The sequence below is a fragment of the Shewanella atlantica genome (assembly GCF_003966265.1).
In the GTDB taxonomy this organism is placed as follows: domain Bacteria; phylum Pseudomonadota; class Gammaproteobacteria; order Enterobacterales; family Shewanellaceae; genus Shewanella; species Shewanella atlantica.
In genome coordinates this window covers 277,614-298,185 of the sequence record NZ_RXNV01000005.1, presented here as the reverse complement: position 1 = coordinate 298,185, position 20,572 = coordinate 277,614, and the positions used below count along the sequence as shown (strand labels likewise).

Genomic DNA, 20,572 nt, shown 5'->3' with positions numbered 1-20,572 from the left:
CCTTTAAGGTGCATATTATTGGCCTGTTTAAATTCTGGCAAGTAAAACTTGACTAAATTGCTCAGGAATTCACATTTTAGCGTTAATCAGCCTCAACCGGAGCCTGAAGCAACATGGGAATAAGTCTGTTTACCGTTGTCTTAAATGATAGGGGATCGTTGTTCATGACCTTGCCCCAGTTCAGGTAACAGTTAAACAGTTCAGCACGGGTCTTCTGCTCCTGCTCATCGAAGTCTGCGTCGGCAAAGGCCCGCTGAATCACGGCCATTCGGCGTGAGTGAATATTGTCGAACACCGCCATGGCTGCCTCGTCGTGGCTGGCCCAGCCGCGGATGGCTAACTCATATTTGGCTAGATCTTGGCCGACGACGGTATCGGCGATGGCTTGCAGTCGCTGTTTAGGGGGAAGTTGTGGCAGATCCGGGTTGTCCGTTAACACAGCGTTAAATTCAGAGACCCAGTATTCCAGCATATGATCGAGTAGATCTTGTCTGTCTTTAAAGTGCCAGTAGAAGCTGGTCTTGGCGACGCCGACTGTACGGGACAAACTACCTATACTTAGCTTATCAACACCTTGATTTGAAAGCATCTGTAGTCCTGCCTCTAACCATTGGTTCTTAGAAAAACGTTGGCGCGTTACTTTACCGGTCATTGATATACCCATACAAAAGTTGTGGTTGTTGCTCTAAATCAAAAATTGTCTATTTTCAGACCATGTGTCACATTTTTACAACCTCATTATGTACCGACTGGTACATCGAGGGGTATTATCGCTTTCAACGTATGTACTGGTCGGTACTTATATCGTTGGGTAAGCGATTTCGGGTCATTATCCCAAATTAGCGGCCGAAGGTTAACCCGTTTGGTGTTTTCATTCTGTGCTATATGACCCATGCGCTATGCCTGTGGCAGTGTGTCGATAGGAAACTTAAAAAATGCAGAAGACAGTTCTCTCAATAGCTTTGCTTGCAAGCCTGTTTGGTGTTGCGGCAGAGGCAAATTCAATGCCCGATCCCTACGCCGAGCCTGCGGCAGCCATTCAAGCACGCCAGGGGGTTCATCGACTGATGGGCGCAACCTTGATGGATGCAGGTGCCATCGCCACCGGCAAGAAGCCGTGGAATGGTTTCACCATGCTTAACCGTGTCGATTCGTTGGCGGGCTTATCCATCATATATAACGATTTTTTCTTTGTGCCTGACTCCTTCGCAGTGAGCAAGGCCAGCGATGACTTGTTAGAGCGAAAGGAGGAGTTTCAGAGTCGCTCCAAAGCTCTGAAGAATGCCACCCTTGGACTTAGATTAGCGGTTCGTAACCATGATGGTCACTCCAGTATGAAAGCCGTGGTGACCACGATTCAGGCCTGCAATGCCTGTCATCAGAGTTTTATGAAGCCTGATGCAAGGTTGATTTTGCCCCTACCGGATGCTCCGGCTGGACATTAATAACTACTGCTTGCGTACATTTACCTTATCTAAGGAGTCGAATAATCATGACAGATACTAACTCTGTATCGCTCGCGAATGATGAGCAGAAAGTCAGCTATGGCCTGGGGTGGCAGTTCGGTCGCCATCTGCAAACTCATAACTTTGATGGGCTGGAGATGGAAACCGTCTTCAGTGGAATGCTGGACAGTTTCCATGACAGAGCCGCGCCAATCACAGATGAGCAGGTGGAAACGGCCTTTAAAAATATTGCTGCCCGGGTAGAAGCTATTCGTCAACGCGAAGCTGAGGAAGTTGCGGGCCGAAGTCAGGCGTTTATGTCTGAAAATGCCCTTAAGCCGGGGATCGTAATCACAGAGTCCGGGCTGCAATATAAGGTCATAGAGATGGGCGAGGGGCGAACTGCCGGGCAGGTCGACAATGTCATCGTTCACTACCACGGTATGTTGATCAACGGTGGTGTGTTCGACAGCTCAGTCGAGAGAGGTGAGCCGGTAGAGTTTCCGGTGCAGAGCGTTATTCCAGGCTGGACAGAGGTATTACAGATGATGCCTGCAGGCTCTAAGTGGCGAGTATATGTCCCGGCAGAGCTGGCCTATGGTCAGGTGGGGAAGGCGCCTAAGATCCCAGGGAATGCCGCCTTGATTTTCGACCTTGAACTTATCGAAGTCGTTTGACCCTGTACACGAGACATCTATTTCCTTGTTACATGAAGAGAATTAAGCAATATGACAAACCCAATTGAAAACCCGAACTCGGCAGAGCTCGAAGATGATCTGCCGAACATGTCGCGACGTAGCTTCTTTAAGAAAACGGTTATTGGTGGCGGTGCCGCCATGTTAACCGGGGGAGTGGCACTGGGGGCTTCGAAATCCGCTCTGGAAGGGTCGACGAATACTCCGGGTATAGAAGTCGATGCACTCAACTTTAAACCATTCGACCAACGTGACCTGGTACTGACCCATGCGGTTAGCCCCAAGCTGTCGAAGATAGATCATCCCGAGCGCTCGGTTCAATATTCACGTTTGTGGAAGAAAGACTTTAATTTTAATGATGTGGTCCAGACATTCGAGAACCGCGATCATTTCGATAATAGTAAATCCGGATATGGTCAGGCAGACAGGGCTATCGGCCATGCCGCCTGGTACCCTCTGGTTGTCGCAAAATCCCGTGCAGCCGCCTTCGGTCAGCCAAATACCCCTTTGCATAGCTGGGATCAAACCGACGTAGAGGCAGAGCAATATGACTGGGGAAGCGGAAAACGTGCCGCAGATATGATCCGCTCAACCGGACGCCTGTTTGGTGCGGTGCGTGTCGGTATCGCCAAGTTCGACAAGCGTTTCGTATACGACCCTCTTTATGACATGGAAGATGAGAAAACCCTCTCCTGGGAGAAAGATTTCCCGTTTAAGCCCAAGTCGGTGATCGTCATTGCCACCCCAATGGACTATGACAATGTGGCTACTGCGCCATCTTGGACCTCAGAAGGGGCCACGGGTAACGGCTATAGCGACATGGGTAAGATGGCTTGCCAGATGGCGAAATTTATTCGTGGTTGCGGTTACCACGCAGTAGGTGCGGGTAACGATCTGGCTAACTCGGTGGCTTATGCCATTTTGGCGGGGATGGGAGAGGGCGGTCGTCTCGGCTCCTGTATCATGCCAGGCGTCGGACCCAGAGTGAGACTGTGTAAGGTATTCACCGATATCGATTTTGAAGATGCTTACGATCAGCCACGTACATGGGGCGTGCGAGAGTTCTGCAAGACTTGTAAGAAGTGTGCCGACTCTTGCCCGTCAGGTGCCATCAGTCGGGACGATGAACCGACCTTTCAGCCTACCTATGAGTTCAGTGATGAACCGGGTTATACCTGGAATAGTCACGCGGGCGTCAGCAAGTGGCATTCAGACTCCAAACGTTGTTTCAACTTCTGGGTCGATAACGATACCTCCTGTCTGAACTGTATCGCCAGTTGTACCTTCAATGAACCCGACTTCTGGCATCATTGGATGATGATGGCCGTCAACCCTATGATGCCCAAATTCTTGCATGCATTTATGGCTGAAGCTCACCCGGCGTTTGGCTATGGCGGACAGGGACCTGAGCCCATTCCCGGTAAAGTTGAGAAGTTCTGGAAGTCAGGTGCCGATATGCGCACCAATGTTTCGATGAAAAATAACATCGGCACAGCCGGTTAACACACAGGAGAAAGAGTGATGGAAGCTTTACAATGGTTCTGTCTGGGTATTATCAGCATGTTGACAATCAACGTCATGGTGTATGCCCATATGGTGGTAAAACTTAAATGGTATGCGATACCTCTGTTGTTGGTCGGAATTCTGGATATCTTGTTTGGAATCGCCTGGTGTGGATCTTCGTTTATCGAAGGTTACGCTCAATCCGGTGCGCTGGGGTTATCTGTGTTTGCCGGGTCCGGCCTGCTTATGGTAATTGTTACCTGGCGTCATCTGGTGGCCCCTGGCTTCAAGCCTGCTTAATAATACTTATCGATATATGTCTAATAGCCCCCTACTCAGGGGCTATTATCTATGGGTAACATTCCGCTCTGATTCTCTGCTCTGTAGAGTCTTCTTATGGGGGGACTGTGATTAGTCATGTTCTGAATTTAGTGTGTATCTTCAAAAAACGACAGATTAACCCTGATCCGTTTGGCTTGATCTATGGTTTGTGTCTACTGCTGAGTTGTACCTTAGCCTTGATGATTATCATCGGGCTACTCCTGCTGTTAATTACCGGATAATAGCTTTTACCTCACTCAAATAATCACGCGGGCTTAAAGGTCGGCTTATGGTGCTTGATGTGAACTCAATATCACTGCATAAACAGCAGGCATAAAAAAACCAGCTTAGCGCTGGTTTCTTTATTTAAAGCAAGAGATGAACGATTTAGTTCATGCCGTACTTTTTCAATTTTTTACGCAGAGTACCACGGTTGATACCTAGCATGTTCGCCGCACGAGTCTGGTTGCCGCGGGTATGCTGCATGATGATATCTAGCAGAGGTGCTTCAACTTCGCTTAACACCATTTCATATACTTCTTCAGCTTCTTGCCCGTCCATCTGAGCGAAAAAGTTTGTTACTGCACGCTTTACAGCGTCACGTAATAACTGAGGCTTGATGGTACCGTTAGCTGTTTCAATTTTGCCAACTGTAAGCTGATGAGTTTCTGTGTTAGTAGTCTGATCAAACATTCGTATTCTGCTCTTTAATTAATTCTGTGCAATTTCATCAAAATAGCGTTCCACCATGGAACATTGTTCTTCAACAGTTTCCAGCCGATTAAATTCGGCCCGGAATGGACGCTGTTCATCTTGGTCCAAATACCATCCAACATGTTTTCTAGCGAAACGGATACCCTTATATTCACCATACAGAGCATATAAGTTTTTAAGATGTTCCAGCATCACAAGACGCTTTTCATCCATCTCAACAGGCGCTAGCTTTTTACCCGTTTCCAGGTAATGTTGAATTTCTCGGAAAATCCAAGGCCTTCCTTGAGCACCCCGACCTATCATGAGAGCATCGGCACCGGTCTGATCTAACACAAAACGTGCTTTTTCAGGGGTGACAATATCTCCGTTAGCAACAACAGGGATCGAGACATTCTTTTTAATAGCTTTAATCGTGTCGTACTCGGCATTACCCTTGTACATGCACTGCCTGGTTCTGCCGTGAACGGCTAATGAAGCAATACCACAATCTTCGGCTATCTGGGCGATTTGAACACCATTCCTATGCTCCGGAGCCCATCCAGTTCGAATTTTCAGTGTTACCGGTACATCCACTGCAGCAACCACGGCTTGTAAAATCGCTTTTACCTGCACAGGGTCTTGCAGTAACGCTGAACCAGCTAGCTTTCTATTCACTTTCTTCGCAGGACATCCCATATTGATATCAATGATCTGTGCCCCTTGTTGTACGTTGACAACAGCGGCATTGGCCATTAACTCAGGATCGGCACCTGCTATTTGTACTGAGCGTATCCCATCTTCACCAGCATGACTCATGCGCTGGCGACTTTTGTCGGTATCCCATACATCAGGATTCGACGAAAGCATCTCCGACACCGCCATGGCTGCACCATAACGAAGACATAGATTTCTAAAGGGTTGGTCTGTGACACCTGCCATTGGTGCCACGATCAACCGGTTTTTCAGTTGATAGGGTCCAATCTGCATTCTCAACATACCTTGCGCTTCAAAGGGGCGCTATAGTACGCCTTTTTTGAGCCGGTGAAAAGGTCAATAAATGACCTGAGAGAAACTTTTTTTCTTGACTTTTGAAAGGTGAGAATTCTTAGGCGGCACAAGGCGTACCGCCCATTACCGCTATTTGCGTATTCCTGTCAAGCGACTCCAATCCTCTTTGTGAGCAGGCTCATCCATATCAAACCATTGAGTGTAAAACTCCGCGACCTCTTCGGCTTGTTCTTTAAGCAGCCCTGACAAGGCCAATTGGCCACCGGGTTTTACTTTTTCAGCGATGAGGGGAGCAAGTTCTCTCAGCGGGCCTGCAAGAATGTTTGCTACTAAGATATCGGCCTGCAAAGCATTCGGTTGATCTTCGGGAAGGTAGAGGGCTAATTGATCTTCAACGCCATTACGTTCTGCATTGGCCTTAGATGCGTCGATGGCTTGGTAATCGATATCTATCCCGGTAACTTTAGTCGCGCCGAGTTTCAGTGCTGCGACGGCTAAGATCCCTGAGCCACAACCAAAATCGATCACCTCTTTATCGGTAAAATCTAAGCTATCTAACCATTCCAGACAGAGGGCTGTCGTTGGGTGAGTGCCGGTACCAAATGCCAACCCCGGGTCTAAGATGATATTAACGGCCTCTGGATCGGGGATTTCGCGCCAGCTGGGACAGATCCATAAACGTTCACCGAACTTAATTGGGTGGAAGTTATCCATCCACTCACGTTCCCAATCTTTATCTTCGACTTGCTCAATTTTATAGGAAAACTCTTCGCCTAAATAAGGTTGCAGTTTGAGTTGCTCAACCACAATGGCAAGATCTCTATCGGCTTCAAAGAGTGCTGTAAGCACAGTATGATTCCACAGAGGTGTTTCACCTAAGGTGGGCTCATAAATAGGCGTGTCTTTACCATCTTCCAGGGTAATAGACAGAGAGCCTTCCTCCATCAAGAGATCGCTTAAGGCATCTGCATGTTGGTTATCGGTATCAATTTTTAACTGGATCCAAGGCATGGGATCGTCTCTTTAAGTTCTGCAATTGGGCTATTGTAATACCAATCACATTAAATATGTAATCAATTCAGAGCCACTCAGGCTTTTCAATTCGAGATGCATAGACACAGAGATCGTTTTCTCAAGTAAGTATGGGTTAAGCCTGGGAGGGGCGATTGAGATATTCAACCGGAAAGTAATTAATCAAACTTGCTATAAAACGCATATATGGTTGAAGACTTAGAAATGCGCATCGATTGTTTTGTTTGAAAGCTTGCTCTAACTTGTTGAATTAGGGTGGGTAAATGGTATGACCTTTGTTTCGTGTTGCCCCCTTTGTTTGTGATCTGCTTCAAATAGCCGCCGCTAAAGCAGTGAGCTTGGTCACGCTTTAACCAGGCCATTGCTTTTAGTTCTATTCTTCTTGATAAGGTGTAAATCCCGACAATAGGCACTATAAGAAAATGACTGTGAGAACTTTACTTCCCGAAACAAGCATCCCTGGCATTGTAGGACACCCCTGGTCTGCAAAGGCAGATAAAATTCAAAGTGTCACAGGCATATTACTTGGCTGTTTCTTATTGGCTCATCTGCATTTTGAGTCCAGTATTCTGCTGGGAAAAGAGGCTTTCTACCAAGTCGTTCAGATCCTCGAGGGTGGAATGTTCAGTGAAACCGGCCATGGCTTCCCGGTCGTCACTAAAGTTTTTTCTGTATTTATTCTTATTGTCGTCATGTTACATGCCGCTGTGGCGTTGAGACGTTTTCCGGCTCAATTAGGACAATGGCGAGCACTGCGTCGTCATATGAACGGTATCAATCATAAGGATAGCCACGCCTGGTTTTGGCAGCTCGTTACCGGTTTCATTTTGTTTTTCCTGGCACCTGTGCATATCTTTACCATGATCACTAACCCTGAAATCGGGCCACACCTTTCTGCGGAGCGTGTTTACCATGCAAACGCCTGGCTACTCTATGCGCTGCTTCTTCCAGCCGTGGTGGTTCACGCCATGATTGGTCTCTATCGTGTTGCGGTTAAGTGGGGTCTGACCGCAAACAGAAGAGGCTTGAGGAAAATCATCAAGGTGTTGATCATCTACCTGATTGTCATAGGTTCATTGAGCCTGATCTCCTACCTGATTATCGGTAGTGATCTGACGCTCCCTATTCAACCCTTTGTACCTGAATAGTCCGCAAAACCTCATTAAGATGAGTATTTTAGAACTTGGTTGATTATTTAATCCTGTTTTGATCTGCCTCACAGTTTTTGAGTGATATGTGAGCGACATTAGCATTAGTCTATTCGATGATTTTTTTAATGTTGCAACATTAATTCGGTGAGGATGTATGGCGATAACAAAAACAATAAAAAACTGTAGTGGCTGGCTCGATATGAGCCAGAGTGTGTCAGGTGTTATTTTGGCCGTGTTCTTGTGGACACATTTAATACTGGTTTCATCAATATTGCTCGGCGCCGATGCAATGACCTGGATCGCGGGCATGATGGAGCTGAACTTTTTGAGCGCCGATGGCCATGGTTATCCTTGGGTGGTGACATTAATTGCCATCGCTATCGCAAGTTTAGTTTTGGTTCATGTGCTAATTGCGGTTCAAAAGCTGCCTCTGAGCTTGAGACAACAGATTGCACTAAGAAAACAGATGAGCTCAATCAGTCATGGAGATACCAAGCTCTGGGTCTGGCAGGCTATCACGGGTGTCGGTATCTTGCTGATGTTACCCGTACACCTGTGGCTTATCGGCTCAGCACCTGAAACTATCGGCCCTTCAGGGTCTGCTGATCGGATATGGAATGATGGTGTATGGATGTTGTATATGCCGCTTCTGTTCTGCGTGGAGTTGCACGCCGCCATAGGAGTATATCGAGTCGCCATAAAATGGGGCGCCGCCCGAGATCTCAATTCCCGAGCACGAATGAAAAAAATAAAAACTATAGTGAGTGTGGTATTTGTGGTCATTGGCCTGGCGTCATTGCTGGCATTTCTTCCACACGCTTAGCGAGCAGGTGTTAAAGAGCCTGCTGTCACTTAGATCTAAATTACGAGTTTGAAATGATAAAAATAATGAGCCCTCAAGCCCTATGTAAGGAGCAAGTGTGAAACTGATATATACCGATTCTTTAGTAGTCGGAGCTGGACTGGCCGGACTCAGAGTTGCTATCGCCTCTAAAGAGCGTGGCCTCGACACTGTAGTGTTATCACTTATTCCTGCAAAACGATCGCACTCCGCAGCCGCTCAAGGTGGTATGCAGGCGAGTCTTGGAAATACCGTTAAAGGTATGGGTGATGATGAAGATATCCATTTTCAGGATACGGTCAAAGGTTCTGACTGGGGCTGCGATCAGGATGTGGCAAGGATGTTTGCTCATTGTGCTCCTAAGGCTGTGCGTGAGCTGACAAACTGGGGGGTGCCATGGACGCGTGTGACTAAGGGCCCTCGTCAGGTGGTCGTTAACGCCGAAAAGGTCACTATTGAAGAGGCCGAAGAAGCTCATGGCCTGATTAACGCGCGGGACTTTGGTGGCACTAAAAAGTGGCGTACCTGTTATACCGCAGATGGTACCGGTCACTCACTTCTTTATGCCGTCGATAATAAAGCCATCTCTCTGGATATACCCGTTCATGAAAGAGTCGAGGCGTTATCCCTTATTCATGACGGCAAACGCTGTCATGGTGTTGTTGCCCGCTGCATGATAACGGGCGAGCTTCGCGCTTATATAGCGAAGTCGACTACGATAGCTACCGGTGGCTATGGTCGTATTTATGAAGTGTCGACCAATGCCATTATCTGTGAGGGGATAGGCCAGGCGCTCGCGCTGGAAACCGGTGTGGCAAAGCTTGGCAATATGGAGGCGGTACAGTTCCATCCAACCGCCATCGTACCGGTAGGTATTTTGACAACCGAAGGCTGTCGTGGCGATGGAGGTCTGCTCAGAGATAAAGATGGCCACCGTTTTATGCCGGACTATGAGCCTGAAAAGAAAGAACTGGCTTCCCGTGATGTCGTATCACGTCGTATGACCGAACATATTCGTAAAGGTAAGGGAGTCGATAGCCCTTATGGTCCTCACCTGTGGTTAGATATTACGCTGCTTGGTCGTAAACATGTCGAAACTAACCTGCGTGAAGTGAAAGAGATCTGTGAGAGCTTCTTAGGTATCGATCCTGCAAAAGATTGGATCCCGGTTCGCCCGACTCAACACTACTCCATGGGCGGTATACGTACCGATAAAACTGGGCAAAACCCTCAGCTCAAAGGTTTATTCAGTGTGGGTGAAGCTGCTTGTTGGGACATGCATGGCTTCAACCGACTGGGCGGTAATTCGCTGGCCGAGACTGTGGTTGGCGGTATGATTATCGGTAAATATGTAGCCGATTTCTGTCAGGAGAACACCTTAGAGATCAACACTGGTTTGGCCGAGTCCTTTGTGAACAAGGTACGTAATGAGGTCGATGAGCTTGTCGAAGGTCCGGGAACAGAGAGTCCATTCGTTCTGAGAAAAGAGATGGAACGGATCATGATGAACTATGTGGGTATCTTCCGTAATGGCCCAGAGTTAGAGAAGGCCGTGACTGAACTGCAAGTGCTATTAAAGCGCGCCAAAAACTTAGGCCTTAAGTGTAAGAAACGCCACGCGAACCCTGAGCTGGTCGAAGCACTGCGCGTGAAGCGCATGCTTAAGGTTGCATTGACGGTCGCCTGCGGCGCTGCAGCGCGTACCGAGAGTCGCGGTGCACATGCACGAGAAGATTTCCCGCAACGTAACGATAAAGACTGGTTGAATAGAACCCTGTCCAGTTGGCCTGATGAAAATTCACTCACACCTGAGCTTAGCTATGAAGAGCTGGACGTGATGAAGATGGAGTTGCCGCCGGGATATCGCGGCTATGGGATTAACAATGCAATAGCCCATCCCGATACCGATAAGCGTGAAAAAGAGATCACTGAAATTTTAAGTGAGCTGGGAGATAACGCCGACCGTTATCAGCGCCAGCAAGCATTGATGCCATTCGAAGTTCCCGAAGCCTTGATGGCGAGAAATGAACGCTTATGTGACAACTTAGACAGACCTGTCTCAGCCGTGCCTGGAGAAGAGTCAGAAGGAGAGCAAGCATTATGAGTCAGGGCCGCACATTAACCTTTAATATTTTTCGTTACGACCCTCAAGAGCCTGATGATAAGCCTAAGATGGTGAAATATCAGATCGAAGAGACACCGGGAATGACAGTGTTTATCGCACTCAATATGTTGCGTGAACTTCAGGATACCTCTCTGCAGTTCGATTTTGTCTGCCGGGCAGGAATATGCGGCAGCTGTGCCATGGTGATCAATGGTTTCCCGACACTGGCATGCCGTACATTAACCAGTAAATACCCTAAGGGTGAAATTACCCTTATGCCACTGCCTGGTTTCGAATTAATCGGCGACCTGTCGGTTAATACGGGTAAGTTTATGCGTGAGCTTGCCGAGCGCCTGAAGCTATGGCTGCAGCCTAATGCTGATGATGTTGATGTGCATCGCCTGGAAGCGCCTATGGATCCGGAAGAGGCGGCTAAGCTGTATGAGTTAGAGCGCTGTGTCGAGTGTGGTGTCTGTGTCTCAGCCTGTGCGACTAAGCAGATGCGTGATAGCTTTGTCGGTGCGGTAGGTATGATGAAAATTGCACGGTTTGAGCTCGATAGTCGTGATGAACGTACCGTCGAAGACTTCTACCATGTTATCGGTAATCAAGATGGCGTGTTTGGTTGCATGACCCTGTTAGGTTGTCAGGATAACTGTCCCAAAGACCTACCTCACATGCAGCAGATAGCTTATCTGAGACGTAAGATGGCGGTTGCACTGGTTTAATAACGCTCTGATGTGAGTCATTGATATAAAGCCTGCTTTAAAGCAGGCTTTCTTTTTTAGCAAATACCTCATAGCATGCTAATTATACCAATCAGTATAAAGATGTGATCGCTCAGCGAGAGTTTAGCGCTTCTGAGGCAAGGCAGCGAGTGAAGAGCATAGTTGTTCTACGTTTAAGCTCGTTAACACAGCATCGGATGCGCTAAAACTCGCCTTTCAGGAGTGTTTTTGGCTGCCTACTTCCTCGTTGAATAACTTCACAAGGGATCACCATTGCATCATCTATTCGCCTTGAATTAGTTTGCCAAAAAAAACTCTGAGTAGATCACTTTCTTATACTGATTGGTATTAACCCGATTTTGGATAGACGCCATGCAGATACAGGATCTTACCCTTTTTGTACGAGTCGCCGATTGTGGCAGTATTACCGCGGCTGCAATTGAGCTGGATATCTCGCCCGCTACAGCGAGTGCAGCACTTAAGCGATTAGAGAAACAGCTTGGAACTAGTTTGTTTATTCGCAGCACAAGAAGCCTTAGGCTTACCGATACTGGTGAGCGATATTTAATTCATTGTCGCAGAGCATTATCAGACTTAGCACTGGGACAGCAAGCGGTTAATGACGTAAGAGAGAAGATCTCTGGTGTCGTCAGTCTTGCTGTGCCATCGGATGTTGGTCGCCACGTTTTATTGCCTTGGCTAGATGAGTTTATGGGTCAGTATCCTGAACTTAAACTTAGGCTACATATCGGAGATACACTCTCCGACTTTTATCATGACAAAGTCGATGTGGCACTGCGTTTAGGAACGCCCAAAGACTCATCTTTAGTCGCCTTTGAGATAGCTAAAGTGCAAAGGCTACTTTGTGCCTCTCCAACATATATCGCCAAGTATGGTGAGATCACCGCAATCGATCAATTATCAGATCATAACTGTTTGTTTTTTATGTTAGAAGAACGAACTCATGATCTATGGCGATTCAGTAAGAATGGCCGTGAATTTAAGATCAGAGTAACGGGGAATCGTACCTGTAATGACGCTGAGGTCGCAAGGCGTTGGGCTGTGGCCGGCAAAGGTGTTGTTTATAAATCCTCTCTGGACTTAGAAGGGGATATTACCTGTGGAAGGCTGGTACCTATGATGACTGATTACGAGGGGGAGTCGGCCGATCTCTATCTGGTATGCCCGGGGCGTGAGCATGTCACGCCAGTTATATTGTTATTAAGAGATATGCTTAGGGAAAAGTGTAAGCAGAGGCTAGCTGATAAATAGCCATAAAAAAAGCCGCAACATGTGCGGCTTTTTTATGCTTTTTAGAACCTAGAACCTAGAACCTAGAACCTAGAACCTCTTAGGTCTTAGCGCGCTTCATCGCAGTGAAGAACTCATCGTTAGTCTTGGTCATGGCCAATTTATCGATAAGGAATTCCATACCTGTCACTTCATCCATAGGATTAAGGATTTTACGTAGGATCCACATCTTCTGCAGTTCATCAGGCGTGGTTAACTTCTCTTCACGACGCGTACCTGAGCGGTTGAAGTCGATTGCAGGGAAGACACGCTTTTCAGCGGCTTTACGGGAAAGGTGTAACTCCTGGTTACCTGTACCCTTAAATTCTTCGTAGATGACTTCATCCATCTTAGAACCGGTATCAACCAATGCCGTTGCGATAATCGTTAAGCTGCCACCGTGCTCGATGTTACGAGCCGCACCGAAGAAACGCTTAGGACGATGCAGAGCGTTGGCGTCAACACCACCGGTAAGTACTTTACCCGATGATGGGATAACTGTGTTGTAGGCACGAGCGAGACGCGTGATTGAATCGAGTAAGATGACGACATCTTTCTTATGTTCAACAAGACGCTTTGCCTTCTCGATTACCATCTCTGCTACTTGTACGTGACGGCTGGCTGGCTCATCGAAGGTAGAAGCTATCACTTCCCCTTTAACCATGCGCTGCATCTCTGTGACTTCTTCCGGACGCTCATCGATTAGCAGAACCATCAATACCACATCGGGATTATTGTAGGTGATGCTTTGAGCCATGTTCTGAAGAAGTAGTGTCTTACCTGCCTTTGGCGGCGCAACAATCAAACCACGCTGACCTTTACCGATAGGCGAGCAGAGGTCGAGAATTCTTGAAGTAATATCTTCTGTCGAACCATTACCACGTTCCATACGCATACGTTCTTCTGCGTGCAGTGGAGTCAGGTTTTCGAAAAGGATTTTGGTGCGGGAGTTTTCTGGCTTGTCAAAGTTGACTTCGGAGACTTTCAGTAGTGCAAAGTAACGTTCACCCTCTTTAGGTGGACGGATCTTACCGAAAATACTATCACCGGTTCGCATACTGAAGCGGCGGATCTGGCTTGGAGAGACGTAAATATCGTCGGGACCAGCAAGATAAGACGCGTCGGCACTACGCAGGAAGCCAAATCCATCCTGCAAAATTTCTAATACACCACCACCGAAAATATCTTCACCGCTTTTGGCGTGGGCTTTAAGGATTGAAAAGATAATGTCCTGCTTTCGGGCACGGGCAGTATTTTCAACTTTCATTTCTTGGGCTAGTAGTACTAAGTCTGAAATCGACTTGTCTTTTAATTCTGATAAATTCATCTTGGTGGGTCTTTTTATGCGAGAAATGCTATCTGTGATCAATGAGTAATAAAGTATAGGATATTGATCGAATAGCGAGATGTGGTTATTTAGAAATTGTGTGGTTATTAAAGTAGCACTATAGAGGCGGTGCGTCTAGAAATTTAGTGAAACCAGACTGATTTTCTTGTTGATGCTGTGTCAGGTGTCACCTTAGGGGCTGAAACTTGTTCTACAACATAAAAACTCATGTTGTAGAACAGCTGCTATCAAGGCTTATAGCTGGGCTTCGATAAACTCTTTCAGTTGAGTTTTAGAAAGCGCGCCAACTTTTGTTCCGGCTAACTCGCCGTTCTTGAAAATTAATAAAGTTGGGATACCGCGAACGCCATATTTAGCCGGTGAAACATTGTTTTGATCCACGTTCAGCTTAGCGATGGTGACTTTACCAGCGTACTCTTCGGCAACATCATCAAGGATAGGCGCAATCATTTTACAAGGGCCACACCACTCTGCCCAAAAATCTACGATCACTGGTAGTTCAGAGTTAATTACGTCATTTTCGAAGCTGTCGTCACTTAGGTATACAATTTTGTCGCTCATGATGTTCTCCAGTTAGGTTGCCATTGCTGGTTTGTTAATGGCTTAACCTGTATATTGGGTTTGAAAAAAACTTTTCAAGGTAGAATTAATCGACTTTAAAGCTACTTTTTATTATTAGTCGCTATTTCAAACGATTGAGTTTCTTATTGCAACCCTAACTGGTATGCTGCCGCTATGAGCGAAACACATTTATCTAATCAGAAGTTTGCCGACTTTTCTCTTCAAACAGAGATAAAAACAGCACTTAACGAGAGCGGCTTTGAATATTGCACGCCTATTCAAGCGTTATCTCTACCTATCTTACTTCAGAAAAAAGATATAGCAGGCCAAGCGCAAACGGGAACAGGAAAAACATTAGCTTTTCTTGTCGCCACGTTTAATCACCTGCTCACAACCCCCATTCCAGAAGGCCGCGAGCTTAATCAGCCCAGAGCTATTATCATGGCTCCCACGCGTGAGCTTGCAATCCAGATAGCCAAAGATGCGGACCTGCTTGCGAAACACACTGGACTGAAAGTCGGGATTGTCTACGGTGGCGAGAGTTATGACGTTCAGCGTAAGGTGCTGGATAAAGGTGTCGATATTCTTATCGGAACCACTGGCCGTATCATAGATTATGTTCGTCAAGGGGTCATTAACGTCAGTGCGATCCAAGCTGTCGTTTTAGATGAAGCCGATCGTATGTTTGATCTTGGCTTTATTAAAGATATCCGTTTTCTCTTCAGACGCATGCCGGACGCCAAGTCGCGTCTGAATATGCTGTTTTCTGCCACTCTATCGATGAAAGTGCAGGAGCTGGCTTATGATCATATGAATGAGCCAGAGAAAGTTGAAATTGCACCGAACGAAAAGACCTCTAAGAACATCAAAGAGGAGATCTTCTATCCATCTATGGATGAGAAGATGCGTCTGTTGCTTACCCTTATTGAGGAAGACTGGCCGGAAAAGGCGATTGTATTCTCAAATACAAAGCACAGCTGTGAAAACTTGTGGTCTTGGTTGGAAGGCGATGGGCACAGAGTTGGTTTATTGACCGGTGATGTTCCACAGAAGAAACGTATTCGTATTCTTGAGCAGTTCACCGAAGGTAAGCTGGATATTCTGGTTGCTACCGATGTAGCCGCTCGTGGTCTGCATATCTCGGATGTTTCTCACGTGTATAACTACGATCTTCCCGATGATTGTGAAGATTATGTTCACCGTATTGGCCGTACCGGGCGTGCGGGTAAGAAAGGTGTGTCGATAAGTTTTGCCTGTGAAGAATATGCGCTGAACTTGCCTGCAATCGAATCGTATATCGATCACGCTATCCCTGTGACTAACTATGATAACGAAGCGTTACTGGATGACATTCCATCTCCAGTCAGAGTTCATAGGAAGCATAACAGTCGACCTCAGGGACGTAGCGGATCGGGTGGTAAGCCTCGCAGTGGCAGCCGTAATGCACCACGTCGTCACGACAGAACTCGCAGACACTCGTAAGAGTGCTCCGATAGATGTCAAATACTCCTCCATACGCAGCGATTACGTTAGGTTCTAATAGTTTCAATATGTTGGTTGCCAAGACCCTTGGTGGCCAACCTGAAATTGTTGCCAAATATAAACGCAAAGTCAGACTAGCCGAAGGAATCCAAAGTGATGGCACCTTAAGTGAAGAGGTGCTGCTCCGCGGTTTGGATTGCCTGGCTATGTTTGCAAAAATGCTCAAGGAGGAGGGAGTTGCCCCTGATAATGTTGCCGTTATTGCAACCGCAACACTGAGGCATATTGGCAACTCGGATGAATTTTGCCAACGAGCCTTACCCATTCTTGGCCACCCTATCGAGATCATCTCAGGTATGCAGGAAGCGGAGCTTATCTATCAAGGTATGGTCGCGACAACGTGTGCGGAAGGTCGTCGATTGGTGATAGATATTGGTGGTGCCAGTACCGAATTTATCATAGGTGACGATGATAAGGTTTTACTTAAAACCAGCCTCTCTATGGGATGCGTCACTTTCAATGAACGTTTCTTTAACTCTTTTCCATTTCAACAGTTAGATTTCGACGATGCTCAATCGCAAGTCAAAGCCATTTTGGGACAATATTTGGCTGAACTAAAAACCTTAGGTTGGCATTGTGTTGTCGGAGCCTCCGGCAGTGTGCAATCTGTGGTTGAGTTGCTCAATCATCGCAATGAATCAGCAAGTATCACACCGACAGTGCTCAATACTCTGAAGCAAGAGATCTTGGAGCAAGAAGATATCTCGATGCGGGACATTAGCGGGCTACACCCTGAAAGAGCCCCCACTTTTGCCGCCGGCATATCCATATTACTGGCTCTGTTCGAGCTACTTGAAATTGAAAAGCTTAACCTTTCGGGCGGCGCGCTGAGAGAAGGCGTACTACAGAGGCTAGCAAACCGAATTAAGTAGTGAGTCGTTGACGTTATCCCTCTCTGTTCTTTTATTTGTAGCACCTAGCACCTAGCACCTAGCACCTAGCACCTAGCACCTTTTCTCAATTATTCCTGCTTACCTTCGTCATATATCTTGTGCTTTAACGTGAATAATTCTCAAGTTAATCTAGTCGGTATTTGCGTTTATCCCCTAAAACCTCTCGCTAGCTCCCTTTATCAGCTACTTTTTTGCTCTCCTTAGAGGCGGAAAAAGCAGCGCCAAACGAACTCTTAATCGTATATTGCAGATTGTATAAAATATGTAAGCTGTGTTACTGTTTTGTTGCACTTAGCTCGTTTTGCACCCAAATCTACTAATAATATTTCTGCTAAGTGCTTACTCAGAGAAAGTTAAGGGAGAATAAATTATGTCTGGAAGTAACGCGCTTAAGCGATTTACGCCAAGAAAAACGCTTGCTGCGATCGCTGTAGGTTCAGTATTGATGATGTCGGCGCCGGGAGTGATGGCTGCCGATGGTCTTGGAGTATTAAAGGGGCACATCACTAATCAAACGGGTTCGGATATTGGTAATGCCAAAGTCGTTATTAAACATGAATCTAAGGGTATTGTTAAAGAAACCACTACCGGTGTAAATGGTGTCTTCTCGCTAAAAGGGCTACCCATAGGTCAATATACTGTGACTATCATTAAGGATGGTTTCTATCAGGTTCAAGAGCAGCATATTGCGATTACCTTAGGTAATGCACTTACTTTTGATGTGTCACTCGACCCTGAGAATTCGAATGTTGAGCGAATTTCAGTTAGTGGCGCAAGAATAAGCAGAGTGGATACTTCCAGTACGACGACATCGCAAGTTATCTCTATTGAGGAGTTAAACCAACTACCTGTCGAATTAGACTCTACTGCTATCGCCCTGTTAACACCGGGCGCGGTGGCCGGTGATGACGGTTTCGGCGGTGTTGCCATCGGTGGTTCATCGGTCGCAGAGAATGGTTACTACCTCAATGGCCTCAATATCACAGATCTTCGCAAAGGCATGGGGGATATCGATCTTCCATGGGAGGCCATCGCCCAGACTGAAGTACAAACTGGTGGTGTATCTGCCGAATACGGTCGCTTCATTGGCGGTGTTGTTAACTTAGTGTCGAAATCGGGTGATAACGAATGGAAGTTTGGTGCTAAGGCTGAGGTTGCTCCCGATGCACTGGCAGAGCCTTCAATACGAATGAAAGATGATGGCAGTATTGAAGAGATCTCTGATGGTTACTGGCAAGAGACAGAGTACAACATGTGGGCTTCGGGTGCCCTTATCGAAGATAAGCTGTTCTTCTATGGATTATGGAACCCAAATGAAGAGGAGGAGACGGTATACGGTGAGAATACCCTGAGAGATAAAGAGTGGGATACTAATCGTTGGTTCACAAAAGTCGATTGGTTTATGCACGAAGATCACTCCCTTGGTGTGATGGCCTTCAGTAACGAAGGCGATTACACCAGTACTCAATATAATCGTGATGAAGATGGTGGTCGTGGCGACGCAATTGGCCTGACTGAGTCAACTTATGGTGGTATCGGTTGGAATGCACAATATACGGGTTACTTGACTGACGATATCACTTTGACGGCTATGTATGGCGAGATCACTCAATCGACAAAAGATAACTCGGGTACTTTAGATCAATCAACCTATGAAGACTACCGTTCCGGTAGTTATGAGCGTTTAGGTGATTGGGTTGGCTATGGTTCATCTGAAGCAGAAGATAAGCGAATTACCTATCGAATAGATTTAGATTGGGTCGTAGGCGATCACACTCTTAGAGCCGGTTATGATTATGAGCGTTTAGAGATTGCCGATATTTATACGCCACATGGTGATGGCTGGTATGAATATTATTCCGCGGGTGCTGATAACTCTTATGGGTTAGCGGAAGGCACTGAGTATGCAGATCTACGGATCTGGGGTAAGAATAGTGAAACAGAAAATGTTCATACCGCACTGTATATCTCAGATACCTGGGCAGTCACAGATACAGTGACGATCAATGCAGGAGTTCGATACAGCGAGTTTAGCAATACGACAGGCTCAGGCGATAAATATGTAGATCTGGATGGTCAGTTTGCACCTAGATTAGGTGCTACCTGGGATGTGCTGGGTGATGGCTCAAGTAAGGTTTACGCGTCATATGGTCGCTACTTCCAGCCAGTATCACCAAACACTAACTTGAGAATGGCATCGGCGGCTTACGATTCACACATTGTTAGCCTGCTGGAGTCGGTGAATGCCGATGGTTCGCCTGTATTAGGTTCAGAAATCGATCGTCGTGTCGTTGCTGATGGCAGTGTACCTGATGCCGATCAGTTATTTAATAACAAAGCCGGTTCAATGTATTCGGACGAGTTTGCCTTAGGTTATCAGCAGCAGCTTAATGATGATTGGGCCGTGGGTATCCGTGGTGTGTATCGCGACCTGAAGCAATCGATCGAAGATGTCTCGTTTAACTACGGTATGAATCAGTGGATTAAAGACAACTACGACGCTAATACCTGGCACGCAGGTAATGGTGAGACGAGTGCTGAAGATTACTTCGTAGGCGGCTGGTTCCCAACTTTGACTAACCCGGGTATCGGCACTGAGCTCTATTACGATGTCGATGGCGATGGCGTTAAAGAAACGGTAAATGTTAGTTCCGAGCAGATGGGCTTCCCGGACGCGACGCGAACCTATAAAGCGGTTGAGTTGAGTTTCAGCGGCAATGTAACCGAAGATTTTACCATCAATGGTTCATATACCTGGTCTAAGAGTGAAGGTAATACCGAGGGCTTAGTGCGTTCGGATAACGAGCAGGCCGATCCGGGTTGGACGACCTCATTCGATTACCCTGAATTGATGGATAACGGGGAAGGATATCTGCCAAATGACAGACGCCATAATTTCAAACTCTATGGTGTGTACAATATTACAGAAGACCTCAGTGTAGGCTTTAACTCTTATCTACAGTCCGGACGTCCAATCAATGCATTTGGTGTTCACCCGGAAGATCAGGGTTATTGTGTCGAGGCGATTGAGATTGTTGGTCGTTGTTACGGTCGAGACTGGTATGGTGCATCTTCCTTCTATGCCGATGGAGAAGCGGCGCCACGTGGTAGTATGGGACGTACAGACTGGGTCTACAATGTCGATCTAAACCTGTCTTATACCTTAGATATGAAAACTGCGGGTCTGTTGAACTTTAAACTCAACGTTTATAACCTGTTTAACTTCGATGGTGTTACGGGTGTTGATGAGCAGTACGAATTTGATAGTGGAGCCAAGAATGTTCGTTATGGATATCCTGATAGCTTCCAGACGCCACGTTATGTTCGTGCCTCAGTTCGCTATGACTTCTAATACTAATCGGTATTAGTTTAGCTAGTCACAAAAAAGGCCGCAGATGCGGCCTTTTTATCTTTTAA

Annotated in this window: 19 protein-coding genes; 13 read left to right on the top strand and 6 right to left on the bottom strand. The window is 46.6% G+C overall.

Annotated features, from left to right (window positions below; genetic code table 11):
* Nucleotides 1-82: 82 nt before the first annotated feature.
* The gene (locus tag EKG39_RS13825; RefSeq protein WP_126506328.1) at nucleotides 83-652 is read right to left on the bottom strand and encodes a TetR/AcrR family transcriptional regulator; all 570 of its coding nucleotides are present in this window, start codon (nucleotides 650-652) and stop codon (nucleotides 83-85) included.
* Between the two features lie 283 nt (nucleotides 653-935).
* On the opposite strand from EKG39_RS13825, the gene EKG39_RS13820 reads away from it, so the two are divergent.
* From EKG39_RS13820 to EKG39_RS23410, 5 genes are all read left to right on the top strand, one after another.
* A complete protein-coding gene (locus EKG39_RS13820; protein WP_126506327.1) occupies nucleotides 936-1,445 on the top strand; it encodes a cytochrome c in 510 nt (169 codons plus the stop codon).
* A 47-nt stretch (nucleotides 1,446-1,492) separates the two neighbouring features.
* On the top strand, nucleotides 1,493-2,122 hold the full coding sequence (bamJ, locus tag EKG39_RS13815; protein WP_126506326.1) for a BamJ family beta-barrel-assembly machinery protein: 630 nt from the start codon (nucleotides 1,493-1,495) through the stop codon (nucleotides 2,120-2,122).
* A gap of 51 nt (nucleotides 2,123-2,173) precedes the next feature.
* Nucleotides 2,174-3,643, top strand: a complete 1,470-nt coding sequence (locus tag EKG39_RS13810; RefSeq protein WP_126506325.1) for a reductive dehalogenase — start codon at nucleotides 2,174-2,176, stop codon at nucleotides 3,641-3,643.
* 18 nt (nucleotides 3,644-3,661) lie between these two features.
* Complete coding sequence (locus EKG39_RS13805) at nucleotides 3,662-3,943, top strand: hypothetical protein (protein ID WP_126506324.1); 282 nt, start codon at nucleotides 3,662-3,664, stop codon at nucleotides 3,941-3,943.
* A 107-nt stretch (nucleotides 3,944-4,050) separates the two neighbouring features.
* Nucleotides 4,051-4,206, top strand: coding sequence for a hypothetical protein (locus tag EKG39_RS23410; RefSeq protein ID WP_185817599.1), 156 nt, complete (start codon nucleotides 4,051-4,053; stop codon nucleotides 4,204-4,206).
* A gap of 145 nt (nucleotides 4,207-4,351) precedes the next feature.
* Here EKG39_RS23410 and fis read toward each other — a convergent pair whose 3' ends face one another.
* From fis to prmA, 3 genes are all read right to left on the bottom strand, one after another.
* Entirely contained in the window at nucleotides 4,352-4,657 is a 306-nt protein-coding gene (fis, locus tag EKG39_RS13800) for a DNA-binding transcriptional regulator Fis (protein ID WP_005496187.1), read from the bottom strand.
* An 18-nt stretch (nucleotides 4,658-4,675) separates the two neighbouring features.
* Nucleotides 4,676-5,644, bottom strand: a complete 969-nt coding sequence (gene dusB / locus EKG39_RS13795; protein WP_126506323.1) for a tRNA dihydrouridine synthase DusB — start codon at nucleotides 5,642-5,644, stop codon at nucleotides 4,676-4,678.
* Between the two features lie 150 nt (nucleotides 5,645-5,794).
* Nucleotides 5,795-6,676: a 50S ribosomal protein L11 methyltransferase gene (gene prmA / locus EKG39_RS13790; RefSeq protein ID WP_126506322.1), complete on the bottom strand. Its 882-nt coding sequence runs from the start codon at nucleotides 6,674-6,676 to the stop codon at nucleotides 5,795-5,797.
* A gap of 443 nt (nucleotides 6,677-7,119) precedes the next feature.
* Here prmA and EKG39_RS13785 point away from each other — a divergent pair, with 443 nt between their 5' ends.
* The 5 genes from EKG39_RS13785 to EKG39_RS13760 all read left to right on the top strand — a co-directional run bounded on the left by EKG39_RS13785 (nucleotide 7,120) and on the right by EKG39_RS13760 (nucleotide 12,793).
* Nucleotides 7,120-7,845: a fumarate reductase cytochrome b subunit gene (locus EKG39_RS13785; RefSeq protein WP_126506321.1), complete on the top strand. Its 726-nt coding sequence runs from the start codon at nucleotides 7,120-7,122 to the stop codon at nucleotides 7,843-7,845.
* A gap of 157 nt (nucleotides 7,846-8,002) precedes the next feature.
* Nucleotides 8,003-8,671 (top strand): fumarate reductase cytochrome b subunit, encoded by a 669-nt coding sequence (locus EKG39_RS13780; protein WP_126506320.1) that lies wholly within the window; start codon nucleotides 8,003-8,005, stop codon nucleotides 8,669-8,671.
* 97 nt (nucleotides 8,672-8,768) lie between these two features.
* The gene (locus EKG39_RS13775) at nucleotides 8,769-10,793 is read left to right on the top strand and encodes a fumarate reductase flavoprotein subunit (RefSeq protein ID WP_126506319.1); all 2,025 of its coding nucleotides are present in this window, start codon (nucleotides 8,769-8,771) and stop codon (nucleotides 10,791-10,793) included.
* Nucleotides 10,790-11,521 (top strand): fumarate reductase iron-sulfur subunit, encoded by a 732-nt coding sequence (locus tag EKG39_RS13770; RefSeq protein WP_126506318.1) that lies wholly within the window; start codon nucleotides 10,790-10,792, stop codon nucleotides 11,519-11,521. The genes EKG39_RS13775 and EKG39_RS13770 overlap by 4 nt, the downstream gene beginning before the upstream one ends.
* A gap of 372 nt (nucleotides 11,522-11,893) precedes the next feature.
* A complete protein-coding gene (locus EKG39_RS13760) occupies nucleotides 11,894-12,793 on the top strand; it encodes a LysR family transcriptional regulator (RefSeq protein WP_126506317.1) in 900 nt (299 codons plus the stop codon).
* A gap of 79 nt (nucleotides 12,794-12,872) precedes the next feature.
* Here EKG39_RS13760 and rho read toward each other — a convergent pair whose 3' ends face one another.
* Together rho and trxA are read right to left on the bottom strand one after the other, a co-directional pair.
* Nucleotides 12,873-14,138 carry a transcription termination factor Rho gene (gene rho, locus EKG39_RS13755; protein ID WP_126506316.1) on the bottom strand — a complete coding sequence of 422 codons (1,266 nt, stop codon included), beginning with the start codon at nucleotides 14,136-14,138 and terminating at the stop codon, nucleotides 12,873-12,875.
* 255 nt (nucleotides 14,139-14,393) lie between these two features.
* Nucleotides 14,394-14,720 (bottom strand): thioredoxin TrxA, encoded by a 327-nt coding sequence (trxA, locus tag EKG39_RS13750; protein WP_126506315.1) that lies wholly within the window; start codon nucleotides 14,718-14,720, stop codon nucleotides 14,394-14,396.
* Nucleotides 14,721-14,894: 174 nt separating this feature from the next.
* Between trxA and rhlB the strand changes: the two genes are divergently transcribed.
* From rhlB to EKG39_RS13735, 3 genes are all read left to right on the top strand, one after another.
* Nucleotides 14,895-16,202 (top strand): ATP-dependent RNA helicase RhlB, encoded by a 1,308-nt coding sequence (rhlB, locus tag EKG39_RS13745; protein ID WP_126506314.1) that lies wholly within the window; start codon nucleotides 14,895-14,897, stop codon nucleotides 16,200-16,202.
* A gap of 14 nt (nucleotides 16,203-16,216) precedes the next feature.
* Nucleotides 16,217-17,134, top strand: a complete 918-nt coding sequence (locus tag EKG39_RS13740) for a Ppx/GppA phosphatase family protein (protein WP_126506313.1) — start codon at nucleotides 16,217-16,219, stop codon at nucleotides 17,132-17,134.
* Between the two features lie 391 nt (nucleotides 17,135-17,525).
* On the top strand, nucleotides 17,526-20,507 hold the full coding sequence (locus EKG39_RS13735; protein WP_126506312.1) for a TonB-dependent receptor: 2,982 nt from the start codon (nucleotides 17,526-17,528) through the stop codon (nucleotides 20,505-20,507).
* Nucleotides 20,508-20,572 lie beyond the last annotated feature (65 nt).

Coding starts and splice junctions, on each gene's coding strand:
- rho (WP_126506316.1), bottom strand. CDS start 14,138: ATGAATTTATCAGAATTAAAAGACAAGTCGATTTCAGACTTAGTACTA.
- dusB (WP_126506323.1), bottom strand. CDS start 5,644: ATGCAGATTGGACCCTATCAACTGAAAAACCGGTTGATCGTGGCACCA.
- trxA (WP_126506315.1), bottom strand. CDS start 14,720: ATGAGCGACAAAATTGTATACCTAAGTGACGACAGCTTCGAAAATGAC.
- EKG39_RS13825 (WP_126506328.1), bottom strand. CDS start 652: ATGACCGGTAAAGTAACGCGCCAACGTTTTTCTAAGAACCAATGGTTA.
- rhlB (WP_126506314.1), top strand. CDS start 14,895: ATGAGCGAAACACATTTATCTAATCAGAAGTTTGCCGACTTTTCTCTT.
- EKG39_RS13740 (WP_126506313.1), top strand. CDS start 16,217: ATGTCAAATACTCCTCCATACGCAGCGATTACGTTAGGTTCTAATAGT.
- EKG39_RS13770 (WP_126506318.1), top strand. CDS start 10,790: ATGAGTCAGGGCCGCACATTAACCTTTAATATTTTTCGTTACGACCCT.
- EKG39_RS13805 (WP_126506324.1), top strand. CDS start 3,662: ATGGAAGCTTTACAATGGTTCTGTCTGGGTATTATCAGCATGTTGACA.
- EKG39_RS13735 (WP_126506312.1), top strand. CDS start 17,526: ATGTCTGGAAGTAACGCGCTTAAGCGATTTACGCCAAGAAAAACGCTT.
- EKG39_RS13760 (WP_126506317.1), top strand. CDS start 11,894: ATGCAGATACAGGATCTTACCCTTTTTGTACGAGTCGCCGATTGTGGC.
- EKG39_RS13780 (WP_126506320.1), top strand. CDS start 8,003: ATGGCGATAACAAAAACAATAAAAAACTGTAGTGGCTGGCTCGATATG.
- EKG39_RS13820 (WP_126506327.1), top strand. CDS start 936: ATGCAGAAGACAGTTCTCTCAATAGCTTTGCTTGCAAGCCTGTTTGGT.
- bamJ (WP_126506326.1), top strand. CDS start 1,493: ATGACAGATACTAACTCTGTATCGCTCGCGAATGATGAGCAGAAAGTC.
- prmA (WP_126506322.1), bottom strand. CDS start 6,676: ATGCCTTGGATCCAGTTAAAAATTGATACCGATAACCAACATGCAGAT.
- fis (WP_005496187.1), bottom strand. CDS start 4,657: ATGTTTGATCAGACTACTAACACAGAAACTCATCAGCTTACAGTTGGC.
- EKG39_RS13810 (WP_126506325.1), top strand. CDS start 2,174: ATGACAAACCCAATTGAAAACCCGAACTCGGCAGAGCTCGAAGATGAT.
- EKG39_RS13785 (WP_126506321.1), top strand. CDS start 7,120: ATGACTGTGAGAACTTTACTTCCCGAAACAAGCATCCCTGGCATTGTA.